General features: G+C 69.4%; 19 protein-coding genes. 11 read left to right on the plus strand and 8 right to left on the minus strand.

The features are described 5' to 3' along the window. Positions 1–32: 32 nt before the first annotated feature. The 6 genes from VNS22_RS15710 to VNS22_RS15735 all read right to left on the minus strand — a co-directional run bounded on the left by VNS22_RS15710 (position 33) and on the right by VNS22_RS15735 (position 5,116). Entirely contained in the window at positions 33–626 is a 594-nt protein-coding gene (locus tag VNS22_RS15710; protein ID WP_325734016.1) for a cytochrome c oxidase assembly protein, read from the minus strand. Continuing rightward, positions 623–754: a hypothetical protein gene (locus VNS22_RS15715; RefSeq protein ID WP_325734017.1), complete on the minus strand. Its 132-nt coding sequence runs from the start codon at positions 752–754 to the stop codon at positions 623–625. The genes VNS22_RS15710 and VNS22_RS15715 overlap by 4 nt, the downstream gene beginning before the upstream one ends. A gap of 14 nt (positions 755–768) precedes the next feature. Beyond that, complete coding sequence (locus VNS22_RS15720; RefSeq protein WP_325734018.1) at positions 769–1,686, minus strand: heme o synthase; 918 nt, start codon at positions 1,684–1,686, stop codon at positions 769–771. 26 nt (positions 1,687–1,712) lie between these two features. Continuing rightward, complete coding sequence (gene ctaD / locus VNS22_RS15725) at positions 1,713–3,305, minus strand: cytochrome c oxidase subunit I (RefSeq protein ID WP_325734020.1); 1,593 nt, start codon at positions 3,303–3,305, stop codon at positions 1,713–1,715. 19 nt (positions 3,306–3,324) lie between these two features. Next, the gene (gene coxB, locus VNS22_RS15730; protein ID WP_325734022.1) at positions 3,325–4,203 is read right to left on the minus strand and encodes a cytochrome c oxidase subunit II; all 879 of its coding nucleotides are present in this window, start codon (positions 4,201–4,203) and stop codon (positions 3,325–3,327) included. A gap of 157 nt (positions 4,204–4,360) precedes the next feature. Beyond that, the gene (locus VNS22_RS15735) at positions 4,361–5,116 is read right to left on the minus strand and encodes an RsmE family RNA methyltransferase (protein ID WP_325734024.1); all 756 of its coding nucleotides are present in this window, start codon (positions 5,114–5,116) and stop codon (positions 4,361–4,363) included. Between the two features lie 98 nt (positions 5,117–5,214). On the opposite strand from VNS22_RS15735, the gene ubiA reads away from it, so the two are divergent. The 3 genes from ubiA to VNS22_RS15750 are packed head-to-tail and all read left to right on the plus strand — an operon-like array spanning position 5,215 to position 8,617. Next, entirely contained in the window at positions 5,215–6,129 is a 915-nt protein-coding gene (ubiA, locus tag VNS22_RS15740) for a 4-hydroxybenzoate octaprenyltransferase (protein WP_325734026.1), read from the plus strand. Further along, positions 6,126–7,541, plus strand: coding sequence for a YcjX family protein (locus VNS22_RS15745; protein WP_325734028.1), 1,416 nt, complete (start codon positions 6,126–6,128; stop codon positions 7,539–7,541). Before ubiA ends, VNS22_RS15745 begins: the two co-directional genes overlap by 4 nt. Then, positions 7,538–8,617, plus strand: a complete 1,080-nt coding sequence (locus VNS22_RS15750; RefSeq protein ID WP_325734030.1) for a TIGR01620 family protein — start codon at positions 7,538–7,540, stop codon at positions 8,615–8,617. The genes VNS22_RS15745 and VNS22_RS15750 overlap by 4 nt, the downstream gene beginning before the upstream one ends. Here the strand turns inward: VNS22_RS15750 and VNS22_RS15755 are convergent. Then, positions 8,599–8,895: a hypothetical protein gene (locus tag VNS22_RS15755; protein WP_325734032.1), complete on the minus strand. Its 297-nt coding sequence runs from the start codon at positions 8,893–8,895 to the stop codon at positions 8,599–8,601. The genes VNS22_RS15750 and VNS22_RS15755 overlap by 19 nt on opposite strands. Positions 8,896–9,088: 193 nt before the next feature. On the opposite strand from VNS22_RS15755, the gene VNS22_RS15760 reads away from it, so the two are divergent. From VNS22_RS15760 to VNS22_RS15790, 7 genes are all read left to right on the plus strand, one after another. Then, positions 9,089–9,898, plus strand: coding sequence for an undecaprenyl-diphosphate phosphatase (locus VNS22_RS15760; RefSeq protein ID WP_414653369.1), 810 nt, complete (start codon positions 9,089–9,091; stop codon positions 9,896–9,898). 245 nt (positions 9,899–10,143) lie between these two features. Continuing rightward, complete coding sequence (locus VNS22_RS15765; RefSeq protein ID WP_325734036.1) at positions 10,144–11,469, plus strand: ammonium transporter; 1,326 nt, start codon at positions 10,144–10,146, stop codon at positions 11,467–11,469. 146 nt (positions 11,470–11,615) lie between these two features. After that, positions 11,616–13,424 (plus strand): class I poly(R)-hydroxyalkanoic acid synthase, encoded by a 1,809-nt coding sequence (phaC, locus tag VNS22_RS15770; RefSeq protein WP_325734038.1) that lies wholly within the window; start codon positions 11,616–11,618, stop codon positions 13,422–13,424. A 179-nt stretch (positions 13,425–13,603) separates the two neighbouring features. Then, positions 13,604–14,779, plus strand: coding sequence for a flagellar motor protein MotA (locus VNS22_RS15775; RefSeq protein WP_325734040.1), 1,176 nt, complete (start codon positions 13,604–13,606; stop codon positions 14,777–14,779). Positions 14,780–14,785: 6 nt separating this feature from the next. Next, positions 14,786–16,021, plus strand: a complete 1,236-nt coding sequence (locus tag VNS22_RS15780) for a peptidoglycan -binding protein (protein ID WP_325734042.1) — start codon at positions 14,786–14,788, stop codon at positions 16,019–16,021. Between the two features lie 159 nt (positions 16,022–16,180). Beyond that, positions 16,181–16,516: a hypothetical protein gene (locus VNS22_RS15785; protein WP_325734044.1), complete on the plus strand. Its 336-nt coding sequence runs from the start codon at positions 16,181–16,183 to the stop codon at positions 16,514–16,516. Positions 16,517–16,551: 35 nt separating this feature from the next. Beyond that, entirely contained in the window at positions 16,552–19,425 is a 2,874-nt protein-coding gene (locus VNS22_RS15790) for an OmpA family protein (RefSeq protein WP_325734045.1), read from the plus strand. A gap of 565 nt (positions 19,426–19,990) precedes the next feature. On the opposite strand, the gene VNS22_RS15795 is transcribed toward VNS22_RS15790, so the two are convergent. Beyond that, positions 19,991–21,802: an ABC transporter transmembrane domain-containing protein gene (locus tag VNS22_RS15795; RefSeq protein WP_325734047.1), complete on the minus strand. Its 1,812-nt coding sequence runs from the start codon at positions 21,800–21,802 to the stop codon at positions 19,991–19,993. Between the two features lie 169 nt (positions 21,803–21,971). On the opposite strand from VNS22_RS15795, the gene rpmE reads away from it, so the two are divergent. After that, on the plus strand, positions 21,972–22,149 hold a 178-nt coding region (gene rpmE / locus VNS22_RS15800; protein WP_325734049.1), incomplete at its 3' end, for a 50S ribosomal protein L31.

Raw genomic sequence — 22,149 nt, forward strand, 5'->3', positions numbered from 1 at the left:
TTCCTCGTTGAACCTACGACCGACCCAAGGGCTTAGCCCGCCGGCGGCGTCGGCGTTCCCGCCTCGGCCGGTTCGGCAGCCCTGGTCGAAAGCTTACTTGTCTCCGCCGCGTCCTTGAAGAACGTGTAGGACAGGGTGATCGACCGGATGTCCTTCGCCTCCTCGTCTTCCAGCATGGCCGGATCGACGTAGAAGGAAACCGGCATGTCGACGCTCTGCCCGGGCTGCAGGACCTGCTCCTCGAAGCAGAAGCACTGGATCTTCGCGAAGTACGGGCCGGTCGCGAACGGCGTCACGTTGAACGTGGCCGTGCCGGCGATCGGCTGGGAGGTCCGGTTCTCCGCAGTGTAGAAGATCAGCTTTTCCTCGCCCAGCCGGACCTTGACCGAACGCTGGGCCGGCTTGAACTGCCAGGGCATGTCCGCCGCGGTGTCGGCGTTGAAATAGACGGTGACCTCTACATCGCTGGCCTCGACCGGTGCCGTCTCGGCCTTCTGGGTCGTGCCGCCGTAGCCGGTGACTTTGCAGAACAAGTCGTAGAGCGGCACGGACGCCGCGGTGAGGCCGACCATGCCGCCGATCACCGCGACGCAGACCAGGGCCACGCGGGTATTCGAGGCGCTCATGTCGGCACGTTCGCGGACATGCGGACCATGGTCAGGAAGTAGAACAGGACCACGAAGGCGAACAGCAGGGCCGCCACCACGTAGTTCTTGGTCCTGCGCCGGCGTTCCTGCTCGGGCGTCAGCTTCATCGGAATCGTCCCGGTCACGGCAGCACCGCCGGCACGATCCGGTCGACGATCATCGCCACGAACACGGCGAACAGGTAGACGATCGAGAACCGGAACAGCCGCATGGCTGCCACGTCGCTGCGGGTCTGCCGCAGGTTGAAGGCACGGCGGATGAACTCGGCCGACAGGCCGGCGGCGAGCAGGCCGTAGATCCAGCCGAGCTGGCCGGTCAGCACCGGCGCCAGCGTCACCGCACCCAGGACCACCGTATACCAGAAGATGTGGTTACGGGTGGTCTCCGCACCGGCCACCACCGGCAGCATCGGCACGCCGACCTTGGCGTAGTCGCCGCTGCGATAGAGGGCCAGCGCCCAGAAATGCGGCGGCGTCCACAGGAACACGATCAGGAACATCAGGATCGGCAGGATGCCCACCGATCCGGTGACCGCGGCCCAAGCCACCACCGGCGGCAGGGCACCGGCGGCACCGCCGATCACGATGTTCTGCGGCGTGCGCCGCTTAAGGAACATCGTGTAGACGAACACGTAGAAGCCGATGGTGAAGGCCAGGAGCCCGGCGGCCAGCCAGTTGGTGGCCAGGCCCAGCACCATCACCGAGAGGATCGAGAGCACCACGCCGAAGCCCAGCGCATCCTCGGGCGCGATCCGCCCGTTCGCGGTCGGCCGGTTGCGGGTGCGCGCCATGCGCACGTCGATGTCGGCGTCGTACCAGTTGTTGATCGCGGCGGAAGCGCCCGCACCGGCCAGGATCGCCAGCAGCGTGATGGCGGCCAGCAGGGGGTGCAGGCCGCCCGGTGCCATGAACAGGCCGACCGCGCCCGTGAAGACCACGAGCTGCATCACGTTCGGCTTCATCAGGGTCACGTAGTCACGCGCGGAGGAGGCGCTGGCCTCCTCCGACGTCGTCCCGGTCGCCCGCAGGCTCACCGCCATTCGATTGCGCTCCTAAGGCGTTGCGATCACTTGACCTGAGGCAGGTCGTGGAAGGTGTGGAACGGCGGCGGGGAGCTCAGCGTCCATTCGAGGGTCGTGGCACCCTCGCCCCACGGATTGTCCACCGCCTTCTCCCCGCTCGTGAACGTCTTGTAGAGCACGAACAGGAAGTACACCGCACTCGCGGCGGCGATGTAGGCGCCGATCGAGGAGATCAGGTTCCAGCCGGCGAACGCGTCCGGATAGTCCGGGATGCGGCGCGGCATGCCGGCCAGGCCCAGGAAGTGCATGGGGAAGAAGGTCAGGTTGACGCCGATGAAGGTCAGCCAGAAGTGGATCTTGCCCATGTGCTCCGGGTACTGGCGGCCCGACATCTTGCCGACCCAGTAGTAGAAGCCGGCGAAGATCCCGAACATCGCACCCAGGCTCAGCACGTAGTGGAAGTGCGCCACCACGTAGTAGGTGTCGTGCAGCTGGACGTCGATGCCGGCATTGGCCAGCACCACGCCAGTCACGCCACCCACGGTGAACAGGAAGATGAAGCCGATCGCCCAGAGCATCGGCGTGGGGAAGCGGATCGAGCCGCCCCACATCGTCGCGATCCAGGAGAAGATCTTGATGCCGGTCGGCACCGCGATGATCATCGTCGCCGCCGTGAAATAGGCCTTCACGTTCACGCCCAGGCCGACGGTGAACATGTGGTGCGCCCACACGACGAAGCCGATCACGCCGATCGCGACCATCGCGTAGGCCATGCCGAGATAGCCGAAGATCGGCTTCCTCGAGAAGGTCGACACGATGTGGCTGATGATGCCGAACGCCGGCAGGATCATGATGTAGACTTCGGGGTGACCGAAGAACCAGAACAGATGCTGGTACAGGACCGGGTCACCGCCACCGGCCGGATCGAAGAACGAGGTGCCGAAGTTGCGGTCGGTCAGCAGCATGGTGATGGCACCGGCCAGCACCGGGACCGCCAGCAGCAGCAGGAACGCCGTGATCAGCATGCCCCAGGCGAACAGCGGCATCTTGTGCAGCGTCATGCCCGGCGCACGCATGTTGAAGATGGTGGTGATGAAGTTCACCGCGCCCAGCAGCGACGACACACCAGCCAGGTGCAGCGAGAAGATCGCAAAATCCACTGCCATGCCCGGATGGCCGATCAGCGAGGAGAGCGGCGGATAGACCGTCCAGCCCGTCCCGGCACCGCCGACGAACAGGGAGGCGAACAACAGGAGGAAGGCCGGGACCAGCAGCCAGAAGCTGATGTTGTTCATGCGCGGGAACGCCATGTCCGGCGCTCCGATCATGATCGGCATCATCCAGTTGCCGAAGCCGCCGATCAAAGCCGGCATGACGAAGAAGAACACCATGACGAGACCGTGGCCGGTCAGCATCATGTTGTAGAAATGGTGGTCACCGCCCAGGATCTGGTCGCCCGGCGTCATCAATTCGGCGCGGATGACCATGGACATGAGCATGCCGACAATGCCGGCAAAGCCCGCGAACCACAGGTACATCGTGCCGATGTCCTTGTGGTTGGTGGAATAGACCCAGCGCCGCCAGCCGACGGGATGGCTGGCGGGATCCACATGGGCGTGAGTGGCTTCGTGCGCCATCGACTGTCTCTCCGGCCGGTCAGCGCTGCGGAGCCAGGGCCTGGGCGGCATCCGCCACCACCGCCCCGCCACCGGCCTGCGCGAATTGCTGCTTGGCCTCCTCGACCCAGGTGGCGAACTCTTCCTTGGTCACCGCCTTGATCGTGATCGGCATATAGGCGTGCAGGTCGCCGCACAGTTCCCTGCACTGGCCGTAATACATCCCGGGCGCCTCGATCTTGAGCCAGCGCTCGTTCAGCCGGCCGGGCACCGCGTCGGTGGTCCAGCCGAGCGAGGGGACGCCCCAGCTATGGAGCACGTCCGCCGCGGTGATCTGCACCCGGACGACAGTCTGCACCGGCAGCACCACGACATTGTCGGTGGTGAGCAGCCGCAGGTCGCCCGGCTTGAGGTCCGCCTCCTGGACCATGTTGGCGTCGAAGCTGATGCCGTCATGGTCCGGGTACTCGTACGACCAGTACCACTGGTGGCCGACCACCTTCAGCGTCATCTCGCTCTCGGGCACCACGTCAACATAGTAGAGCAGGCGGAACGACGGGATCGCGATGATCACCAGGATCAGCACCGGCACCGCGGTCCAGACGATCTCCAGGATCGTGTGGTGCGAACGACGCGACGGCGTCGGGTTGCTGCTCTCGCGGAAGCGCCAGCACGTATAGACCAGCAGCGCCAGCACGAAGATCGTGATCGCGGTGATCACGACCAGGAGCAGGTTGTGGAACGCGTGCATCCGGTCGTCCACGGGCGACGCGGCCGGCTGCAGGTTCATCTGCCATGGCTCGGGCTGCGCCGCATAGGCAGCGAACATCCCTCCGGCAAGCAGGATGACCACCGCCATCGCCAGCACCGGTAGCGCGCGCAATCGCATCGACACGGCTTCCTTCTTTGCCTCGCTCATCGCCCGACTTGCAGCCCCGGCTCTCCGGACGCCAGATCCCCGGACGAACGACATCCTTCCCGGGAGATGCGCGACCTCCCGGCTCGCAGCGACCATATGGACGAGCCCCAGCAGGCCGCGAGTGACAGATTGCCGCAAGTTTTTGGTTCTCCGAGGGTTATTCGTCCGTTTGCAGAGATTCGACGCTGGGCGGAGCCTCATGGCGGCGCAGCATGATGCTGGCCGCCAGGGCCGCCAGCGCCGCGGTCTCCGCACGCAGCACCGTGGGTGCCAGCCGGCCCCGCACGACATCGGGAAGGCCGGCTAGCACCGCATCGTCCTCCGGAGCAAGCCCGCCCTCGGGCCCGATCAGCAGATCGGCACCATCCGGATCCCTGCCCAGCAGGTCCAGAGCCCCTGCCTCGGCCAGTGGATCCAGCACCAGCAGCGGCCGGCCCGGCCGGCGCAATGGCCCGATCGCCGCCAGCGGTGTTTCCCCGTGGATCACCGGCACGTCCAGCCGGCCGCTCTGCTCGGCGGCCTCGACCGCGATCGCGTGGAGGCGCTCGGCGCGACCCAGCGGATGGGCGATCCGCTGGCTGCGCACCGGCACGATCGCCGCTACGTCCAGCTCCGTGGCCTTCTCGACCAGCCATTCGAGCCTGGGGCGGCGAATGATCGCCTGGAACAGCACCGGCGCCGCGGCCCGCTCCGGCAGGTCCTGGAGCTTGTCCAGCACCGCGACGGTGGCACTGCGCTTGCCCAGCCCCGTGATCCTGCCGGCAAAGCCGCCGCTTCGCCCGTCGAACAGTTCCAGCGGGTCGCCCTCGGCACGCCGCATCACCCGGGCCAGATAATGCGCCCGCGCCTCGTCCAGGTCGATCTGTACCCCGGTCCGCAGCGGGCCCGGCACGAACAGCCGGATCGTGCTCAAGCCGGATTCCTCCATCTCGCTCGGTTGTGCGACGCCTTCCCCGGCCCGGCCGGCAGGGGCGGCTTCGCGCGGGCCTTGTGTGCCGCTAAAAGGCCGGCATGTCGAACCTGCCGTCCACTTCCGTCGCCGATCGCCAGCATCACTGGACCGACCGGTTGCCGGCCTTCCTCCGCCCCTATGCGACCCTGGCCCGCTGGGACCGGCCGATCGGGACCTGGCTGCTGCTGCTGCCCTGCTGGATGGGCTTGGCGCTGGCGCCGGGCCTGCCCGACCCGGTCCTGCTGGCCGCCTTCGCCATCGGCGCCGTCGCCATGCGCGGGGCGGGCTGCACGGTCAACGACATGGCCGACCGGGAGTTCGATGCCCGGGTGGAACGCACCCGGGCCCGGCCGCTGGCGTCGGGTGCGCTGTCCATGCGCCAGGCCGCGCTGTTCACGGCGGCGCAGACCCTGGTGGGCGGCCTCGTCCTTCTGGTCCTGCCGGCTCCGGCGGCGCTGACGGCGGTCCTGGCCCTGCCCTTCGTGGTGATCTACCCGTTCATGAAGCGGATCACCTGGTGGCCGCAGGCCTTTCTCGGCATCACCTTCAACTGGGGCGTGCTGGTGGGTGGCGTGGCGGTGGGTGCGCCGGCACCGGCCATCCTGCTGCTCTATGCGGGCTCGATCGCCTGGACGATCGGCTACGACACGATCTACGCCCACCAGGACAAGGCGGACGACGCGCTGATCGGGGTCCGTTCGACCGCACGCCTGTTCGGCGCGCAGACCCATGGCTGGCTTTTCCTCTTCTATGCCACCACCTTGTTGGGCTGGGCGGCTGGGGGCTGGCTGGCGGGCAAGGGCCCGGTCTTCGCGGGCACCCTCCTGCTCATCGCCATCTATCTGCTCCACGAGGCCAGAACCGTGCCGATCGACGACCCGGCGGCTTGCCTGCGCGCCTTCCGCCGCCACCGCTTTGTCGGCCTGGCCTTGTTCTTAGGCATGGTGCTGGATGGCTGGGTGGTGCTGCCTTGAGGTTCGGTAGCTCGCTCTTCACCGCGATCGGCGACGAGCTGGACGGGCTGCGCCGCGGCCTGACCGACCTCGCCACCGGCATGGTGCGCGACCGCACCCGGCTCGCCATCACCGGGCTGCGCCGCAGCGGCAAGACCGTGCTCACCACCTGCCTGGCCCACCACCTGCTGGAGCCGTCCGGCCTGCCGTTCCTTTCGGTGGTGGCCGAGAACCGGCTGGACGCGACCAGGCTCGTGCCGCTGCGCGACCTGCCACCCTTTCCGCTGGAGGAGGCGGTGGCCGGGCTGGCGCGCGAGACCCCAATCTGGCCGCAGCCGACCGACCGGCTGAGCGGGCTGGCCATCGAGATGCTCTACCGCACCGGGCACCGGCTCGGCCGGCTGATCGACCCGACCCGCCGGCACTTCATCGAGATCGTCGACTACCCGGGCGAATGGCTCCTGGACCTGCCCCTGCTGGAGCACGACTTCCGCACCTTCTCGGCGCACGCGCTGGCCCTGGCCGAGCGGCCGATCCGCCAGCCGGCGGCGGCTGCGTGGCAGGAACTTCTGAAGGAGGTGGATCCGCAGGCACCGGGCGACCCGGCGCTGGAGGCCCGGCTGGCCGAGGCCTACCGCACCTATCTCCGTGCCTGCCAGGAGGAGCTCGGCCTGTCCTTCATCCAGCCGGGCCGGTTCGTCGACCGCAGCAAGATCGCCGACGAGGAGCTGATCAGCTTCTGCCCGCTGCCGCTCCCCGCCTCGCCCCTGCCCCATGATTCGATCGGCGCCCGGTTCGAGCGCCGGTTCGAGCGCTACCGGGACGAGCTGGTCAAGCCGTTCTACCGGGACAATTTCTCGCGTTTCGACCGGCAGATCGTGCTGGTCGACCTGCTCACCGCGCTAAATCGCGGGCCGGACCATTTCGAGGATGTGCAGGAATCGCTCGCGACCGTGGTACGCTCGTTCCGCTACGGCAGCGGCAGCATCCTGACCAACTGGCTGACCCCGAAGATCGACCGGCTGGTGTTCGCCGCCACCAAGGCGGACCATATCGCCCCCTCGCAGCATGCCGCGATGAAGCAGCTCCTGGAGATCATGATCGCCCCCTCCTCCCGCCACACCCGCTTTGCCGGGGCACCCCACGAGGTGCTGGCCGTGGCGGCCCTGCGCTCGACCGACGTGGTGCGCACGGAACTGCATGGTCAGGTCCTGTCCTGCCTGAAGGGCCGGCTGGTCGAGACCGGTCAGGAGACCGTGCTGTTCCCAGGGGAGCTGCCTCCCGACCTGCCCGAGCCCCATGACTGGACGTCGGGCCGGTTCCGCTTCCGCGACTTCGCGCCGAGGCGCCTGCCGCGCGGCCGCAACGGGGCGGCCAGCCACATCCGGCTCGATCAGCTCCTGGAAGCGGCGGTCGGGGATCGGCTGACATGAGTCCGCAGCAACCGATCCGGCCGTTCGAGCTCAGTCCCGACGATCCGCGGATCGGCGCGGTCGAGCCGCCACCTGGCATGCGCCCGACCGGCGAGGGCCTGGATCCCTCGCTGCCGGTCGCCGAGGAGACCGCCGAGCTGATCGCGCCTCCGCCGGTGGGGCGGCGCCGGCGCGGCATCGGCTTCTGGCTCAAGCTGTCGCTGGCGCTGCTGGTGGTGACGGTACTGGTGGGCCAGTTCGTCCTGTGGGTGCGCGACCTGATGGACGCCTCCCCCTGGCTGGCCGGCCCGCTGGGCATCCTGTCGATCGTCGCCGTGTGCAGCGGCAGCGTGCTCGCCTGGCGGGGGATGCAGCGCTGGCGGTCCCTGGACCAGCGCGCCGAGATCCGCGCCGAGATCGAGCGGCTGGCGGGCTCCGAGCTGCATGGCAGTGCGGCCAGGCGCCTGGAGGAAATCTCTGCGCTGATCCGGCCGGTTCCAGGCGTGCCGCAGGCGCTGGCGCGCTACGAGCGGCAGGCCTCCGACGCCCTGGCGGACGGCGAGCGCATCGAGCTCTACGAGCGGATGGTGCTGAACGAGCTCGACGAGCAGGCCGTGCGCATCGTCGGCATGGGTGCCCGGGACATCGCGGTGCTCACCGCGGTCACGCCCACCGGCCTGCTCGACGCGCTGGTGGTGCTCACCCGGACGTTCGCGATGCTGCAGCGGCTGGCCGGCCTCTACGGCGTGCCGCCGGGCCGGCTCACCGTGCTGCGCCTGTTGCGGCTGAGCTTCCGCAACGCGGCACTGGCCGGAGCGGCGGACGTACTGACCCATGCCACCACCGAGCATCTCGGCGCGTCGTTCATGAGCATCCTGTCGGCCAAGGCCGGCCAGGGTGCGGGCAATGCCCTGCTCGCCGGCAGGCTGGGCCTGCAGGCGATCCGGCTGCTGCGGCCCCTGCCGTTCGTGACCAAGCGGCCGCCCCGCCTGCTCGACCTGCGCGGCATGCTGGGCTTCGACCCGGCCACGCCGTTCGACCTGAAGCTGCCCGGCAGCCGGAGCGGCACCCCGGATCGTCAGGCCGAGAGGCGCTGAGTGATCCGCCGGGTCAGCCGGCCCAGCATCATGCCGATCCGCTCGGCCAGCGAGGGCTTCGGCGGCGGCGGTGGCGCCTTCGGCACGACGAACCCGGTGTCGCCATCGATCACCATGCCGTCATCCACGCCGAAGCGGCTGCCACCAGCCTCGCGGGCCTCCGGATCGAGCCGCCGCGCCAGCCCCTTGACCATATCACCCATGCGGATGAGGCGCGGCAGGAACAGGAGCGCCACCACGCCCATCACCAGCATGACCTTCCAGGCACTCAGACCCAAGACCTTCTCCCCAGCACCCGTCCAACCTGCCGCCCTGGCGGCCGGACGGGTCCGCATGAACCCCGTCCGGCACAGCGTAGCCGATCGTCGCTGGTGATGGACAGCCCCTTGCGCGATGGCCGTGCACCGGTGCTTTTCCACCTGCGCCGGCGGTGACCGGGCGACTTCCGGCAATCCACACGACAGGTTGATGATGGAAAGCGATCTCTCGCTGCTTCAGGCCGCGCTCTTGGGCCTGGTCGAAGGTCTCACCGAGTTCCTGCCCGTATCCTCGACCGGTCACCTGTTGCTCGCCGGCTGGTTGATGGGCGTGGACGAGCGGTTCGTCGACCTGTTCGTGGTCCCGATCCAGTTCGGCGCGATCCTGGCGGTGCTCAGCCTCTATGTGACCCGACTGTGGGCCGTCCTGCGCGATGCACCGCATTCCCCCGCGGCCCGACGATTCATCCTGGCGATCGCCCTGGGCTTCCTGCCGGCGGCGCTCGTCGGCCTGGCCCTGCATGGCCCGATCAAGAGCCTGTTCGCCCATGTGATCATCGTGCCGATCAACCTGATCCTGGGCGGCATCCTGATCCTCGTGATCGAGCGCTTCCACCCACCGGCGGAGATCCACCGCGCGGAGGCCATGACGCCCTTGCGCGCCCTGCTGATCGGGTTCTGCCAGGCGCTGGCGATGATCCCGGGCGTGTCGCGCTCCGGTGCCACGATCATGGGTGCGCTGGTGATGGGGGTGGATCGGCGGGCGGCCGCCGAGTTCAGCTTCTTCCTGGCCATGCCTACCATGCTGGCCGCCGCCTCCTATGACCTGTGGAAGCAGCGCGACGTCATCACCTTCGACGATGCCGGGCTGATCCTGGTCGGCTTCGTGTGCGCCTTCATCAGCGCGGTGCTGGTGGTCAAGGCGCTGCTGGCCTTCCTGGCGCGCAACACCTTCCGGATCTTCGGCTGGTACCGGATCGCGATCGGCCTGGTGATGCTCGCCGTGATCATGACGGTGGCGTGAGCCGATGCTCGCTTTTTGAGCAGAGGCCAGGCCATCCGACTGTTTCTGCCCATATCCTGGGCAGTCGCTGACCCCCTGATCATTTCCTGTGCCACGCCGGCCGGCTTCGGCACGGTTCTTGAAAGATCCTCCCTGGCTCGGGCGAGGATGCGACGTTTTCCGCATCCCGGCCTGGAACACGAGAACGAGGATACGCCGCTCCTTCCGGTCCAACGGTCGGGCGGCGTCTCGATAGAGGATCATCGATGAGTCGCCGATCTGCCTTGCTCACCATTCTGCCGGCGATCCTCCTGGCGAGCGTGCCGGCGCTCGCCCAGGAAGCCGCGCCGGCAGCCGAAGCGGTCGCGGAAGCGGTCGAGGTCTCGCCGATCGACAGCGGCGACACGGCCTGGATGCTGATTTCGACCGCACTCGTGCTGCTGATGGTCATCCCGGGCGTCGCCCTGTTCTATGGCGGCATGGTCCGCCAGATGAACGTACTGGCCACGGTGATGCAGACCTTCGCCACCACCTGCCTGCTCGGCGTGATCTGGATGGTCGCGGGCTACTCCATCGCGTTCGGCGAGGGCAACGCGTTCTTCGGCGACCTGTCGCGGGCCTTTCTCGCCGGAGTCGAGCTGGACACGCCCGCGGGCAGCATCCCGGAATCGGTGTTCATCTCCTTCCAGATGACGTTCTTCATCATCACGGCTGCCCTGATCGCCGGCTCGTTCGCGGACCGGATGAAGTTCTCGGCGATGCTCTGGTTCTTCGGCCTGTGGGCGCTCATCGTCTATGCCCCGATCTGCCACATGGTCTGGGCGGGCAATGGCTACATGGCCGGTGACGGCGTGCTCGACTTCGCCGGCGGCACGGTGGTCCACATCAACGCCGGCATCGCGGGCCTGGTCTCGGCCATCGTGATCGGCAAGCGCATGGGCTATCCGAACACGCCGCTCCCGCCGCACAATCTGGTGCTGAGCGTCATCGGCGCCGGCCTGCTGTGGGTCGGCTGGTTCGGCTTCAATGCCGGCTCCGCGGCGGCAGCCAACGGCCGGGCCGGCATGGCGATGCTGGTGACCCTGATCGCCCCGGCCGCCGCCGGCCTGTCCTGGATGTTCATCGAGTGGGGTGCCAAGGGCAAGCCGTCGGTGCTGGGCCTGATTTCCGGAGTGGTCGGCGGCCTGGTCGCCATCACGCCGGCCGCGGGCTTCGTCGGCCCCGGCGGCGCCCTGATCATCGGGCTTGTCGCGGGTGCGGTGTGCTTCTGGGCAGCGACCAGCCTGAAGCACATGCTGGGTTATGACGACAGCCTGGACTGCTTCGGCGTCCATGGCGTGGGCGGCATCGTCGGCGCGGTCCTGACCGGCGTGTTCGCGGTCGAAGCGATCGGGGGCACGCCCGGCCTGCTTGAGGGCAACGGTGCGCAGCTCTGGATCCAGATCAAGAGCGTGCTGATCACCGTCGTCTACTGCGCGGTCCTGACCTTCGTGATCCTGAAGCTGATCGACCTGGTGATCGGCCTGCGGGTGGACAAGGAGGTGGAGCGCGAGGGGCTGGACCTGGCCCTGCACGGCGAGGCGGTGCACTGAGCCGGCACTGACCGACTCCGCTCGTACAGGAGGGCCGCCGGGCAGCCGGCGGCCCTTTCCTTTGCCCGATCCGTTCCGGCAAGCATCGGCCTTTCAATCGGCTCAGACGGCGCCAACATCACCAGCACGCCGCAAGGAGAACCGGCTTGGACGTTTCGCCAGGACCAGTACCGGGAGAAGCCCCAGACGGCGTGCTGGGACAGCGTGGCAGCCGCGCCGCTGGGCTGGCCGAACGCGCCGCCCGGGTCGTGAAGGCCATGCTGGAGCGTCATGCCGCCGATCGGCTGTCGGTGCCCGACCCGGAAGTGGTCGGCGACGCCTTCGCCGAACTCGGCCGGGCACTGCTCCAGGATCCCGAGCGGCTGGCGCAGGCACAGCTGCGGCTCTGGCTGGATCATGGCCGCCTGTGGAATGCCCAGCTGCTCAGGCTCCTGGGCGGTGAAGCACCGGTCGTGGCCGCACCGGCACCGGGCGACCGGCGCTTCAGGGACCAGGTGTGGACGGAAGCACCCGTCTATGACTGGCTGAAGCAGTCCTATCTCGTGAATGCCGCCTGGCTGCGGGACATGGTGGCCGAGGCTCCGGGCCTGGCACCGGCCAGCCGCGCCAGGATCGAGTTCTACACCCGCCAGCTGATCGACGCCTGCGCACCCACCAACTTCGCCTTCACCAATCCGGCGGTCCTGGCACGGGCCGCCGAGACCGGCGGCGAGAGCCTGCTGGACGGGCTGGAGCACCTGCTGGCGGACATGGAACGCTCCCAGGGCGAGTTCGCTCCGGCCATGGCGCCGCGCGACGCGTTCCGGCTGGGCCGGGACATCGCCACCAGCAAGGGCAGCGTGATCTTCCGCAACGAGCTGATCGAGCTGATCCAGTATGCGCCGACCACGCCCACCGTCGCCCGGCGACCGCTCCTGATCGTGCCGCCCTGGATCAACAAGTTCTACATCCTGGATCTTCGGCCGGACAACAGCTTCATCCGCTGGGCGACCGGCCAGGGCCTGACCGTGTTCCTGATCTCCTGGGTGAACCCGGATGCCAGGCTCGCCGCCAAGACCTTCGAGGACTATCTGCGCGAGGGACCGCTGGCCGCGATGGCGGCGATCGAGCGGCAGACCGGTGAGAGGACGATCAACATCATCGGCTACTGCCTGGGCGGCACGCTCACGGCCTGCCTCCTGGCCCATCTGGCCGCGTCCGGCCAGGCGGAGCGGATCGCCTCGGCTACGCTGTTCACCTGCCTCACCGACTTCTCCGATCCGGGCGAGGTCAGCGTCTTCATCGACGCGCCCCAGATCGCCAAGCTCGAGCAGCACATGGAGCGCACCGGCTTCCTGGAAGCCGGCTACATGGCCAAGGTGTTCGCCATGCTCCGGGCCAACGACCTGATCTGGGCGTTCGCCATCAACAACTACCTGATGGGCAAGGAACCGGCCCCGTTCGACCTGCTGCACTGGAACGCCGACGGCACGCGCATGCCGATGAAGATGCACGCCTTCTACCTGCGCGAGATGTATCTGGAGAACCGGCTGGTGGAGCCGGGCGGCATCACCCTGCTGGGCACGCCACTGGATCTCGGCCGGATCGGGCTGCCCGTGTTCTTCCTGAGCACGCAGGAGGACCATATCGCGCCCTGGAAGAGCACCTATGCCGGCAGCCGGCGCTTCGGTGGCCCGGTCCGGTTCGTGCTGGGCGGCTCCGGCCACATCGCCGGGGTGATCAACCCGGCCGGATCGACCAAGTACGGCTATCGCACGGACGGCCCCGACACCGACGATCCGGAGGCGTGGCTGGCCGGCAGCACCGAGCATCCGGGTTCCTGGTGGCCCCACTGGCGCGCCTGGCTGAAGGACTTCGACGGCGACGAGGTGCCGGCGCGCGATCCGGAGCAGGGCCCGCTCCCGGTGCTGGATCCCGCCCCTGGCCAGAACGTGCTGGTGCGCGCCGACCGCTAGGCTGCCCGACCACCAGCCCGATGGGCGGCCGATCATGGGGCGAAACGTGCCCGATCGCCCACAACCCGCAGGCGAAGCCGCGCCGCATCCCCCGGCTCAGCGGATTTCGGCGTGTCGCTCCAGTCGCGCTGGGGTAGGGTTTCGCCGGTTCCGAACGTCGCACGAGCCCGATCCCGCCGATGTCCACGCCGCAACGCTACCTGACCCGGACGATCCTGTTCCTGATCGTCGTCGTGATCGTCGTCGGGCTGCTGTACCGCGTGGTGATCGACGCGTTCGCCCACAACCTGGTGATCAACGGCCTGATCCTGCTCGTGGTGCTGACCGGCATCGCCTACACCTTCCGCCGGATCCTGCAGCTCCGCCCGGAGATCGAGTGGCTGGAGGCATACCGGACCGCAGCGCCCGGCTTCTCGGTGCAGGACCCGCCCAGCCTGCTCTCGCCGCTCGCTACCGTGCTGGCGCAGAGCAGCAAGAAGAACCGCTCGACCCTCTCGGCCGTGTCGATGCGCTACCTCCTGGACAGCATCGACAACCGCCTGGAGGAGAGCCGCGACATCTCGCGCTACCTGGCGGGCCTGCCGATCTTCTTAGGGTTGCTCGGCACGTTCTGGGGCCTGATCCTCACCATGGGCTCGATCGGCGAGGTGATCGGCGGTCTGTCGATCGGCACCGGCGACCTGGTCCAGATCTTCGAGAACCTGAAGGCCGGCCTCACCGCACCGCTGAACGGCATGGGCACGGCGTTCTCCGCCTCCCTGTTCGGCCTGGCCGGCTCGCTGGTGCTGCGCTTCATCGACCTGCAGGCGACCCGTGCCCAGCACGTCTTCTACAACGAGCTGGAGGAATGGCTGTCCACCCAGGCGCAGCTGTTCGGCGCGGACGCGCCGGTCTCCTCGGGCTCGCGCTTGAGCGACCTCGCCGCCTCGGCACCCATCCCCGCCTATGTCCAGGCACTCCTGCAGCAGACCGCGGAGAACCTGGAGCAGATGCAGCGGGTGCTGACCCATAGCGAGGAAGACCGCAGCAAGCTGGCGCACGGGATCAACGGGCTGGGCGAGCAGCTGGGTGCCCTGAACGACCATCTGGCCGGCCAGCAGCGCATGCTGGTCAAGCTGTTCGAGGCCCAGGAAAGCCTGGTGCACACGTTTGCCCGGCTGAACGACCCGAACCGCTCGCCGCTCGACGAGCAGACCCGCAGCCATGTCCGCAACCTCGACCTGCAGCTCGCCCGGCTGATCGACGAGCTGCGCCGCGGCCGCGAGGACACCACGCGCGAGCTGCGCAACGAGATCAAGATGGTGAGCCGGGTGATCGCGGTGGCGGCCGGCGAGCCCGACATGGCCAGGGACTGACCGGCCGTGGCACGCTCCCGCCGCGAGCGCGGCGAACCGGACGACATCTGGCCGGGCTTCGTCGACGCGCTCTCGACGCTGCTCATGGGCATCACCTTTCTCCTGGTGGTGTTCGTGCTGGGCCAGTTCTTCATGAGCCGGCTGCTCGCCGGCCGGACCGAGCAGATGGACCGGCTGCAGACCCAGGTGCAGGACATGGCCAGCCGCCTGCAGCTCTCCGAGGACGAGGCCGCCGAGCTGCGCCGCAACCTGCGCCGCCTGGACGGCACGCTGCAGAATTTGACCGCCGAGCGCGACGAGCTGCAGGGCCGGCTGCGGACCAGCGAGGAGACCGCCAGCTCGCTCAACGACCGGCTCGCCAGCGTGCTGGCCCAGACCGCGACGCTTACCCGCAACCTGGAAGACAGCCAGGCCACGCTGGAGCAGCAGGTCCGCACCCGGGCCGAGCTGGAGCAGGCGCTGGCCGAGGCGCGCCGTCAGGTCACCGTGGACCGCCAGACGGTGGAGGCACAGGTCGGCCAGCTCGCCGAGCTGCAGCAGCAGATCGCGGCACTCCAGGCCCAGCGCGACCAGCTCCAGGCCGAGAAGGGGGAGGTCTCGACTTCGCGCGACGAGGCGCTGGCCCAGGTGGCGCTGCTCAACCGGCAGATCAACGAGCTCGGCACCCAGCTGGCCCAGCTCGGCGAGGCGCTGGAGGTCAAGCAGCAGGAGATCGACCGCCAGGCCAGCTCGATCGAGGACCTGGGCCGCAAGCTGAACCTGGCGCTCGCCGACAAGGTGGTCGAGCTGTCCCAGTACCGCTCCGATTTCTTCGGCCGGCTGCGCGGGATCCTGGGCGAGCGGCCGGGCGTGCAGGTCGTGGGCGACCGGTTCGTGTTCCAGTCCGAGGTGCTGTTCGACAGCGGCAGCGCCACGCTCAAGCCGGCGGGCGAGGAGCGGCTGGCCGAGTTCGCCCGGACGCTGCAGGGCCTGATCGCGGAGATCCCGGACGACCTGCCCTGGATCCTCCGGGTCGACGGCCATACCGACAAGCGGCCGATCAGCACGCCGGCCTTCCCGTCCAACTGGGAGCTGTCGACCGCGCGGGCGATCAACGTCGCCCGGTTCCTGGTGGAGAACGGCCTGCCGCCCGGGCGGGTCGCGGCGGCGGGCTTCGCCGAGTTCCGCCCCCTGGACCCGGCCGACACCGAGGAAGCCTACCAGCGCAACCGCCGCATCGAGCTGCAGCTCACCAATTTCTGACCCCTGCCCGGATCGGCTTGCGCCGCACGCCGGATCCGGCAGAATTAGGGGTGCTGGTCACGCCATGTCCGAAACGGTGCGCGCCGATGGGGACACCTGCCGACCGGCAGCGGGGGAAACGCACGAACGATGGCAGCAACTTCAGGAACGGTTCCGGCCGTGGAACGGGAGCCGGACTTCGTCGGCATGATCGAGCGCCACCGGGACTCCCAGGCGTTCTGGGCGAAATGCACGGTCGTGCTGGCGCTGGTCGGGCTGGCGATCGCGGGCTGGGGCCTCACCGCGGCCGTGGGCTGGCGCTCGGGCACCTTCTGGCTCGGCCTGTTCATCGCCGCCACTTCCGTGTTCCCCCTGGCCGAGCTGTTGGAACGCCGCGATCGCTGGCAGGGGCTGGAACGGCTGCGCGGTGCCTGGCGCGCCCTCGCGGCCGCACCGGACACCACGCCGGCCGACATCGACCGGCTGGCCGACCTCATCCGCAAGACCCACGGCTGATCGACCGCCCGGCCGCCGACACGAGACAAGACGAGATGACTCAGGAACGCCGCCTTGCCGATCTCGAGCGCAGCTTCGCGGGCTGGGAGCGCAAGAAGCTCCTGCGCACCTCCGCCCTGGTCGCGGTGCCCGTGCTGGTGGCGCTGGGCTACTGGGGCTATGGCCGCGTCGAGGTGGATGCCGCGCGCGAATCCGTAGTGTCCCTCACCCAGTCGCTGAACGCCGAGCAGCAGGCCAAGGCCGGTCTGGAAGCGCAGCTCGCCAAGACCGGCGTGCGGCTGGCCGAGCTCCAGCAGTCGCTGGACCAGGTCGGCACCGAGCGCGACGAGGCCCGGGCCGCGGTGGATGCCGCCAATTCCTCGGCCGCCGGCAAGCTCGGCGAGCTGGCCGGCAAGCTCGAGGCCGTGAACGCGCAGTTGCGCGATCTCACCGCGGAACGGGACGAGCTGGCCGCCCGGTTGGACCAGGCCAGCCAGGAACTCGAGGCCTCCGGGCAGCGCGTGGCCGAGCTGGACCGGCAGGTGGCCGAGCTCTCCAGCCAGGTCGAGCAGGGGCGGGCCGAGGCCGATCGCTCGGCGGCGAGCGTGGCGGAACTCACCACGGCGCGCGACCAGGCGGCCAGGGAGCGGGACGAGGCCAGGAGTGCCGCAGCCGAGGTCGACCGGCTGCGCCAGCAGCTGGCAGCTTCCGAGGAGCGGCTGACCGCGTCCGCGACCGAGATCAAGGCGCTGGAGCAGATCCGGGCGGGGCTGCAGCAGCAGCTCGATTCGGCGCAGGATCAGGGCTTCGCCCTGGAGGATTCGGCGACCGCCGCGGCCGGCCGGCAGCAGGCGGCGCTGGACGAGGCGCAGGCGGAGATCGCCCGGTTGCGGCAGGAGGTGGAGAAGGCCGGCGGCGAGGCCCGGTCGCGGGCGGAGGAACTGGCAGAGGCCAGGGCGGAAGCGGCGGGGCTCGGTCAGCAGGTGGCCGAGCTGCAGGGCCGGCTGGACCAGGCGAACACGCGGCTGAGCGAACTGGAAATGGCCGCCGTGGCGGGTGCCGGCACCGAACAGGCGCTGAACGAGGCGCGGGGTGCGGTCGGCCTGCTGGGCAGCCAGACGGCCGATCTCCAGGCCGAACTGAACGCCAGCAGGGCCAGGATCGCCGAGCTGGAGCAGGCGGGCCAAGCCAGCCAGCAGGCCGAAGCGGAACTTGCCTCCGCCCGGAGCGAGGCAGAGGAACTGCGCCGGCGGGTCGGTGAGCTGGAGATGGCCGCCGTGGCCGCGGCCAACACCGAAACGGCGCTGGAAGAGGCGCGCGGGGCCGTTGCTCTACTGGGCACCCAGGCGGCCGATCTGCAGGCCGAGCTGGATGCCGCAAGGGCCAGGGTTGCCGAGCTGGAGCAGACGGGCCAAGCCAACCAGCAGGCCGAGGCGGAGCTCGCCTCCGTCCGGAGTGAGGCGGAGGAGCTGCGCCGGCGGGTCGGCGAGCTGGAGATGGCCGCCGTGGCCGCGGCCAACTCGGAGAAGGCGCTGGAAGAGGCGCGTGGGGCCGTCGCCCTGCTGGGCACGCAGGCAGCCGAACTGCAGTCCCGGCTCGACGCCGGCAATACCCGCATCGTCGAGCTGGAAGGGGCGGCGGAGGCTGCGGCTGCCGACCGGGCGGCACTCGAAGAGGCGCGCAGCCGGCTGGAAGAGCTGGAGCGGCAGCAGGCGGATCTGCAGGAGCAGGTCCGGGCGGGCACGGCGCGGGTGGAGGAGCTGGAGCAGGCGGCCGCGCGGGCCGGCGAGGCGGAGGCGGCGCTGGAGGCTGCCCGCCAGGAGGTCACGGCGCTGCAGGGGATCCGCAGCGACATGCAGCGCCAGCTCGACGAGGCGACCGACCGGGAAATGGCGCTGGAAGCCCGGCTGCGGGACGCGCAGGAGCAGGCCGCCGCCCAGGCGGCCCGGCTCGAGGCGGCCGAGCGGGCGCAGGACGAGCTGGACGGCGCGCGGGTGCAGCTCGAAGGGCTGAAGCAGACCCGCGGCGAGCTGGAGGCGCGCCTGGCGGCGGCCGATGCCCGCCTGACCGAACTCGGCCAGGCCAGCGAACACGCCCGTGCGCTGGAAGCGGAGCTGACCCAGGCCCGTGAGCGGATCGAGGCGCTGGAAGGCGCGCAGAATGCGTTGCGCACGGAGCTGGAGCAGCAGCGCGTCCGCTCGGCCGGGCTGGAGCAGGATCTGGAGGCCAGCCGGGCGGAGGCCCGGGAAACGCAGGACGCACTGGCCGCCGAGGCGGACAGGCAGGCGGCGCTGCAGGCCGAGCGCGACCGGCTGCAGGAACAGCTGGCCGAGCTCTCCGACCAAGTGCAGGCCCTGGAGCGGGATGCCCGCGGCAGCGAGGCGATGGCATTGATCCAGACCCAGATCGCCAGCAGCCTCGCCCAGGCCGTGCCGAGTGCCAAAGAGCTGGAGCAGGGCATCCGCCAGCATGAGCAGGCCGACCAGGCCGCCCGCGGGCTCGTGCTGTCGAGCATCTCCGGGGTGGACGATCAGAATCTGCTGCGGGACGGACGGATCCAGCTGCCGGCGGGCGTGCTGTTCGAATCCGGCAGTGCCGAGCTCAGCCAGGGCGGCAAGGACGCCCTGCGCGACTTCGCAATGCGGATGCGCAAGGTGATCGACGAGCTGCCGCCGATGGCGTCCTGGCTCCTGCGCATCGACGGCCACACCGACGACGTGCCGCTGCGCGCCGGCAGCGCCTGGCGCGACAATCTCCAGCTGTCGACCGCGCGGGCGGGTGCTGTCGCCGCCTACCTGATCGAGGCCGGCCTGCCGCCCGAGCGGATCGTCCCGGCCGGCTTCGGCTCGTCCCGCCCGGCCGTGCCCGGCAACGATGCCGAGGCCCGCGCCCAGAACCGTCGGATCGAGATCACCCTGTCCTCGCGCTGAACGGGCAGCCGGATCCATGGGTGGTCGTACGGTCTGGTGCCGCTACGCCCACCCCGGCGGATGCTGCCGCACGATCGGCAGGACAAGTGGCTGCCGCCCAGCGGGGAGCGCCGCAGCCTGGGCGAACAGCGACACCTTGCCGCGATAGGTTCGAACTGCGCCGCCAGGATCTGGCAGGAGCGTCGCGACAGCTTTGCCTGCCGGCATCGTCCTGCTGCCCAGGTCGCTCAGGAGGAAGGTCGATCGGCTTGCCCTGATCCGGCATCCTGGCCGAGCCGTGGTACCTGCTTGACAGCCCGTGCTCATCCAGGAGCCAAGTTGGAGACCCCCCTGGCGACGATGAAGACCGAGATCGCCCGGCCATGGGCGCGGACGGGGACCGCGCCCTCCCCTTTCGTAGGAGGCAATGTCTCCGCCCCGGCCTGTGTGGCGGGACCCCCTCCTGAAGCGATGCTCCCGGGCTGGACAGAGCCGTCTCTGACAGCCGTCGATGCCGCGTCGGCGGCCCTGTCGGCACCAAGTCTCCGAGGTGCGCCAACAGGACCGGCGCCCCTGCCCTTGCGGCTCAGGCGACCCGCATCGCCGCACCGGCATCGGTGAACTGCAGCGCCGCGAGGCGGCCGTACAGGCCATCATTGGCGACCAGATCCTGGTGCCTGCCGGTCTCGACGATCCGGCCGCCATCCATCACCACGATCCGGTCGGCCGCCAGCACGGTGGCGAGGCGGTGGGCGATCACCAGGGTGGTGCGGCCCTGCATCAGCCGCTCCAGGGCCTGCTGGACCAGCCGTTCGTTCTCCGCGTCCAGCGCCGAGGTGGCCTCGTCCAGGAGCAGGATGCGGGGATCGGCCAGGAGTGCCCGGGCGATCGCGATCCGCTGGCGCTGGCCGCCGGACAGCCGCACGCCCTTCTCGCCCAGATGGGTGTCGAAGCCCTGCGGCAGAGCCTCGATGAAGCCCAACGCCGCGGCCGCCTCGGCTGCGGCGCGCACCTCGGCAAGCCCGGCTTCGGGCCGGCCGTAGCGGATATTGTCCAGTGCTGTCCCGGAGAAGATCATCGGCTCCTGCGGCACCCAGCCGAGCCGGCGGCGATGCGCCACCGGGTCCAGTTCGGCGAGCGGCACGCCGTCGACCAGGATTTGCCCGGCATCGGGCTCGTAGAAGCGCAGGAGGAGCTGCAGCACGCTGCTCTTGCCGGCCCCGGACGGCCCCACCAGGGCCACCCGCTCGCCCGGCGCCACGTCCAGGTCGAACTCGCGGAGCACCGGACGGTCGGGGAACGAGGGATAGGCAAAGCCCACCCGCTCGAAGCGCACCGCCCCGCCGGTGGCAGCGATCGGTCGCGGGCTAGCCGGTGCCGTCACTGCGGGCTGCGTGTCGAGCAGCTCGAACAATCGCTCCGTCGCCCCGGCAGCGCGCTGCAGGTCGCCCATCACGTCGGCGAGCCCCCCCACGGCACTCGCCACCAGGGCAGCATAGAACACGAAGGCCGACAGCTCGCCAGGCGTGATCCGTCCCTCCAGCACGTCATAGCCGCCCAGCCACAGCACCACGCCGATCGCACCGAACACCAGTGCGATCACCACGGCACTCAGGGTGGAGCGGGCGCGCGCATAGCGCACCGCCATGCCGTAGGTCGCCTCGGCGCTGGCGGAAAATCGCTCTGTCTCGCGCTCCTCCTGGCCGAAGCCCTGGACGGTGCGCACGCCGTTCAGCGTCTCTTCCACGCGTACGCCGAGCTCCGCGACCTGGTCCTGGAGGGCGCGGGACAGGACCCGCACCCGGCGGCCGATCAGCACGATCGGCACGACCACCAGCGGGACCACCAGGAGGACGAAGCCGGTGAGCCGCGGGCTGGTGACCAGCAGAATGGCGAGGCCGCCCACCAGCAGCAGCAGGTTGCGCAGGGCCTGAGTGACGGATGCCCCGATCAGGGTCTGGATCACTGCGGTATCGGTGGTGATCCGCGAGATCACCTCGCCGGTTCGGGCCCGCTCGAAGAAGGCCGGCGACAGCCTGATCACTCTGGCGAACACGTCCTTGCGCAGGTCGGCCACCAGCCGTTCGCCCAGCCGGGTGACGAGATAGGAGCGGAAGAAGGTGGCAAGCGCCAGCACCAGGATCACCAGGCCCACCGCTTCCAGGGCATGATCGAGGGCTCGCGGGCGACCCTGGACGAAGCCGCCATCCACGATGTGGCGCAGTCCGGCACCGATGGACAGCACCGCCAGCGCCGCCACGGTCAGCGCCACCAGCGTGCCGATCACGAGTGGCCGGTGCGGTCGCAGATAGGTGGCGAGGCGCCGGAGCTGCCCGAGATCGCGCGTGCCTGCGCGCCCGCTGTCGACGCGGCCGGACCTGCGCTGCCCGCCTTTCATGAACCGTCCTCGATGAATGCAACCGACACGATGCTATGCGGCAAAGCTTGCAATATCGCCAACAATCCGTGCCGAGCCGTCGCAAGCGCGCAGGAAAGGGAGCCGTGACCCCTTGAGTCCCCGGATGCCCGCGGATATATAGCGGCCGCCCGCATCTGAGGAAAGCGTCGTGAAGAAGGACATCCACCCCGACTATCATCCCATCACCGTTGTGATGACGGATGGGTCGACCTTCGAGACCTCCTCGACCTGGGGCAAGGCTGGCGACAGCATGCAGCTCGACGTCGATCCCAAGTCGCACCCGGCCTGGACTGGCGGCAACGTTCGCGTGATCGAGCGCGGTCAGG

Source organism: Geminicoccus sp., from assembly GCF_035556675.1.
Taxonomy (GTDB): domain Bacteria; phylum Pseudomonadota; class Alphaproteobacteria; order Geminicoccales; family Geminicoccaceae; genus Geminicoccus.